Annotated in this window: 2 tRNA genes and 3 rRNA genes; all 5 read right to left on the bottom strand. The window is 46.2% G+C overall.

Annotated elements, in window-relative coordinates:
• Positions 1–58 precede the first annotated feature (58 nt).
• The 5 genes from rrf to FW781_RS22210 all read right to left on the bottom strand — a co-directional run bounded on the left by rrf (position 59) and on the right by FW781_RS22210 (position 5,260).
• Positions 59–166: ribosomal RNA gene (rrf, locus tag FW781_RS22190) — 5S ribosomal RNA — on the bottom strand.
• 154 nt (positions 167–320) lie between these two features.
• A 23S ribosomal RNA gene (locus FW781_RS22195) occupies positions 321–3,079 on the bottom strand.
• 202 nt (positions 3,080–3,281) lie between these two features.
• Positions 3,282–3,355: transfer RNA gene (locus FW781_RS22200), tRNA-Ala, on the bottom strand.
• A gap of 99 nt (positions 3,356–3,454) precedes the next feature.
• Positions 3,455–3,528, bottom strand: a tRNA-Ile gene (locus FW781_RS22205).
• Positions 3,529–3,743: 215 nt separating this feature from the next.
• Positions 3,744–5,260 (bottom strand): 16S ribosomal RNA (locus tag FW781_RS22210).
• The 16S, 23S and 5S rRNA genes sit together here with 2 tRNA genes alongside, the layout of an rRNA operon.
• Positions 5,261–5,724 lie beyond the last annotated feature (464 nt).

Consider the following 5,724-nt stretch of genomic DNA (forward strand, 5'->3'; position numbering starts at 1 on the left):
TATAAAGCAAAAAAAATCCTTTATCTGATGATAAAGGATTTTTTAAAAATAAAATAAAAACTGGCGGCGGCCTACTCTCCCGCTTTCGCAGTACCATCGGCGCTGGTGGGCTTAACTTCTGTGTTCGGAATGGGAACAGGTGAGCCCCACCGCTAAAACCACCCTAAAGAAGGTATATAAGGTTCAGCTTGCAGATAGTAGGTCGGAGGTAATAGCTGTTACTGCTACCTGCTACCTTGTATCTATCATCTGATACCTGTTTTAATCGATAAAAACTTTCACAAAGAGCTAACCTTGCTGCACTTCCGTGCGCCATATCAGGCTATAAATCTACGGGTAATTAGTACTACTCGGCTATGACATTACTGTCTTTACACCTGTAGCCTATCAACGTCGTCATCTCCAACGACCCTTAAAAGATGTCTCATCTTGAGGCGAGTTTCGCACTTATATGCTTTCAGTGCTTATCTCTTCCAAACGTAGCTACTCAGCAGTGCACCTGGCGGTACAACTGATACACCAGAGGTTTGTTCAATTCGGTCCTCTCGTACTAGAATCAAGCCCTCTCAAACATCTAACGCCCGCAATAGATAGAGACCGAACTGTCTCACGACGTTCTGAACCCAGCTCGCGTGCCACTTTAATGGGCGAACAGCCCAACCCTTGGGACCTTCTCCAGCCCCAGGATGTGACGAGCCGACATCGAGGTGCCGAACCTCCCCGTCGATGTGAGCTCTTGGGGGAGACTAGCCTGTTATCCCCGGAGTACCTTTTATCCTATGAGCGATGGCCCTTCCATACGGAACCACCGGATCACTATGTCCTGCTTTCGCACCTGATCGACTTGTAGGTCTCACAGTCAAGCACCCTTATGCCATTACACTCTACGCACGGTTACCAAGCGTGCTGAGGGTACCTTTGAAAGCCTCCGTTACTCTTTTGGAGGCGACCACCCCAGTCAAACTACCCACCACGCAATGTCCTTCCGTTTAGAAGTTAGGCTCCAAGTAAGTAAAGGGTGGTATTTCAACGTTGGCTCCACCTACACTAGCGTGCAAGCTTCAAAGCCTCCCACCTATCCTACACATTACTTACTCAAAGTCAATACGAAGTTATAGTAAAGGTTCACAGGGTCTTTTCGTCCCATTGCGGGTACTCGGCATCTTCACCGAGACTACAATTTCACAGAGCTCATGGTTGAGACAGTGCCCAGATCGTTACACCATTCGTGCAGGTCGGAACTTACCCGACAAGGAATTTCGCTACCTTAGGACCGTTATAGTTACGGCCGCCGTTTACTGGGGCTTCAGTTAATGCCTTCGGTTTAACCCTAAGCACCTTCCTTAACCTTCCAGCACCGGGCAGGTGTCAGACCCTATACTGCATCTTTCGATTTTGCAGAGTCCTGTGTTTTTGATAAACAGTCGCCTGGGCCTCTTTACTGCGGCCACCATTGCTGATGGCGTCTCTTCTCCCGAAGTTACGAGACTATTTTGCCTAGTTCCTTAACCATGATTCACTCTAGCACCTTAGGATTCTCTCCTCGACTACCTGTGTCGGTTTTGGTACGGGTTGCTTCACTTCGGCTTTTCTTGGAAGCACTTTCCCTACAGCAGCTTCGCCCGAAGGCTAGGCCTTGACTATTCCGTCAGTCTCCAGTAAGTACGGCACTCCGTCCCCTTTTTAGTGTGAGCAAGTATGGGAATATTAACCCATTGTCCATCCACTACCCCTTTCGGGTTCGCGTTAGGTCCCGACTAACCCTCAGCTGATTAGCATGGCTGAGGAAACCTTAGTCTTTCGGTGAGCGGGTTTCTCGCCCGCTTTATCGTTACTTATGCCTACATTTTCTTTTCTATCCGCTCCACAATACCTCACGATACTGCTTCGGCGCAAATAGAATGCTCTCCTACCAGATGTATCTAAAATACAAATCCATAGCTTCGGTAATATGTTTATGCCCGATTATTATCCATGCCGGACCGCTCGACTAGTGAGCTGTTACGCACTCTTTAAATGAATGGCTGCTTCCAAGCCAACATCCTAGCTGTCAATGCAGTCCAACCGCGTTGCTTCAACTTAACATATATTTGGGGACCTTAGCTGTTGGTCTGGGTTCTTTCCCTCTCGGACATGGACCTTAGCACCCATGCCCTCACTGCCGTAGAACATTTATTAGCATTCGGAGTTTGTCAGGAATTGGTAGGCGATGAAACCCCCGCATCCAATCAGTAGCTCTACCTCTAATAAACTTATATACGACGCTGCACCTAAATGCATTTCGGAGAGTACGAGCTATCTCCCAGTTTGATTGGCCTTTCACCCCTACCCACAGGTCATCCGAAGACTTTTCAACGTCAACCGGTTCGGTCCTCCACTCTGTGTTACCAGAGCTTCAACCTGCCCATGGGTAGATCACAAGGTTTCGCGTCTAATCCTACTAACTATACGCCCTATTCAGACTCGCTTTCGCTCCGGCTCCGGTACTTAATACCTTAACCTCGCTAGTAAAATTAACTCGTAGGCTCATTATGCAAAAGGCACGCCGTCACACCATATAGGTGCTCCGACCGCTTGTAGGCGTACGGTTTCAGGTTCTATTTCACCCTTCTATTCGAAGTGCTTTTCACCTTTCCTTCACAGTACTTGTTCACTATCGGTCTTTCAGGAGTATTTAGCCTTGGAGGATGGTCCCCCCATATTCAGACAGGATTTCACGTGTCCCGCCCTACTCATTTATCATCAAAATATGCCTTTCAAGTACGGGGCTATCACCCTCTACGGCTGTTCTTTCCAGAACATTCTTTTAAACATATAATGACTTTTGGGCTAATCCGCTTTCGCTCGCCACTACTTACGGAATCTCTTCGATTTCTTTTCCTCCGGGTACTTAGATGTTTCAGTTCTCCGGGTTTGCTCCTCTTACGAGGTGACTGGTCTTCAACCAGCCGGGTTGCCCCATTCGGACATCTGCGGATCAATTCGTGTGTGCCAATCCCCGCAGCTTTTCGCAGCTTACCACGTCCTTCGTCGCCTCTGAAAGCCTAGGCATCCGCCATACGCCCTTAACGATTTCTTTCCTAATATTAAATTAGTTCAGTATTTTTTGATAAATTATATTTATCGATATTTTTATAAACTCGGCACCCGAAAGTGCTCGGTTATCTCTTTGTGATGTCTTTACCGTTAATGTCAATGATCTTAATTTCTTCTTGTCCGCTTAATGAACAGATATTGTTTTTGGCTCTATCCGTAACTTTTAAACTAAGCTTTCAAAACTGTGGAGAATAAGGGAGTCGAACCCTTGACCTCCTGCGTGCAAGGCAGGCGCTCTAGCCAGCTGAGCTAATTCCCCCTCTAGTAGAAATTTTAAATTCTAGATTATAAATTTTAAATGAAACATTCGTTATAATCTAAAATCTATAATTTATAATCTATAATTCCCTTCAATTAGTAGTCTCGGGCAGGCTCGAACTGCCGACCTCTACATTATCAGTGTAGCGCTCTAACCAGCTGAGCTACGAGACTGTCTTTTTAGACTAACAGATCCTAGATGCTTGATACAAGACTGTTTCATTCGTCTTGGTTCTTGGCTCTGGGCTCTTGTATCTCTTCCCTATACTAATTTCTAGTGGGTTTTGTATTTTTAATATAACCAACCAAACAAAAAACTAAAGCTTTACTTTGAAGTAAGTACATGTATCTTGCGATACTAATTTTGTTTATCGTCTTTAGACGCTCTAAAATGAGATGTTCCAGCCGCACCTTCCGGTACGGCTACCTTGTTACGACTTAGCCCTAGTTACCTGTTTTACCCTAGGCAGCTCCTGTTACGGTCACCGACTTCAGGTACCCCAGACTTCCATGGCTTGACGGGCGGTGTGTACAAGGCCCGGGAACGTATTCACCGCGCCATGGCTGATGCGCGATTACTAGCGATTCCAGCTTCATAGAGTCGAGTTGCAGACTCCAATCCGAACTGAGACCAGCTTTCGAGATTTGCATCACGTCACCGTGTAGCTGCCCTCTGTACTGGCCATTGTATTACGTGTGTGGCCCAAGGCGTAAGGGCCGTGATGATTTGACGTCATCCCCACCTTCCTCTCTACTTGCGTAGGCAGTCTCACTAGAGTCCCCAACTTAATGATGGCAACTAGTGACAGGGGTTGCGCTCGTTGCAGGACTTAACCTAACACCTCACGGCACGAGCTGACGACAACCATGCAGCACCTTGAAAAATGTCCGAAGAAAAGTCTATTTCTAAACCTGTCATTTCCCATTTAAGCCTTGGTAAGGTTCCTCGCGTATCATCGAATTAAACCACATAATCCACCGCTTGTGCGGGCCCCCGTCAATTCCTTTGAGTTTCATTCTTGCGAACGTACTCCCCAGGTGGCTAACTTATCACTTTCGCTTAGTCTCTGATACCGAAATACCAAAAACGAGTTAGCATCGTTTACGGCGTGGACTACCAGGGTATCTAATCCTGTTCGCTCCCCACGCTTTCGTCCATCAGCGTCAGTTGTTGCTTAGTAACCTGCCTTCGCAATTGGTGTTCTAAGTAATATCTATGCATTTCACCGCTACACTACTTATTCCAGCTACTTCAACAACACTCAAGACCTGCAGTATCAATGGCAGTTTCACAGTTAAGCTGTGAGATTTCACCACTGACTTACAGATCCGCCTACGGACCCTTTAAACCCAATAAATCCGGATAACGCTTGCACCCTCCGTATTACCGCGGCTGCTGGCACGGAGTTAGCCGGTGCTTATTCGTATAGTACCTTCAGCTACCCTCACGAGGGTAGGTTTATCCCTATACAAAAGAAGTTTACAACCCATAGGGCCGTCGTCCTTCACGCGGGATGGCTGGATCAGGCTCTCACCCATTGTCCAATATTCCTCACTGCTGCCTCCCGTAGGAGTCTGGTCCGTGTCTCAGTACCAGTGTGGGGGATCACCCTCTCAGGCCCCCTAAAGATCGTAGACTTGGTGAGCCGTTACCTCACCAACTATCTAATCTTGCGCGTGCCCATCTCTATCCACCGGAGTTTTCAATATCTATCGATGCCGATAAATATATTATGGGGTATTAATCTCCCTTTCGAAAGGCTATCCCCCAGATAAAGGCAGGTTGCACACGTGTTCCGCACCCGTACGCCGCTCTCAAGATCCCGAAAGATCTCTACCGCTCGGCTTGCATGTGTTAGGCCTCCCGCTAGCGTTCATCCTGAGCCAGGATCAAACTCTCCATTGTATGTTTGTCTGACTCACTCAAAGTTTTTTAACGCTTTAGTTTTTCCTTACTTGGTTGTTATATTGTATGTCAATGATCTTTATATCTTCCGCTTTGTAACGAAGCACTCTCTTCTGTCAGTGGCGCTCCGTATTTGCGAGTGCAAAAGTAAAACTTTATTTCTTAATGACCAAATGTTTTGAAAGAAAATTTTAAAGTTTTTTAAGTAACCCTAATCTCCTATCATAACCTCAATCACCCTACTCCTGCGCTCCCGTTATTTGGGACTGCAAAGATACAAACTCTTTTTAAACTCGCAACTTTTTTTAATTAAAAATTTAAAGTTTTTTGCCTGCCTCTTTTTTGAAGTATCATAATGTCTCTGCCTATCTAAAGGCTCTTCTGCGCTACCGAATCTCTCTCGTTTTTCAGTGGGGCAAAGATAACAACTTATAACAACGCAAAACAACTTTATTTAACATAAA

It is taken from the genome of Chryseobacterium panacisoli (assembly GCF_008274625.1).
Classification (GTDB): domain Bacteria; phylum Bacteroidota; class Bacteroidia; order Flavobacteriales; family Weeksellaceae; genus Chryseobacterium; species Chryseobacterium panacisoli.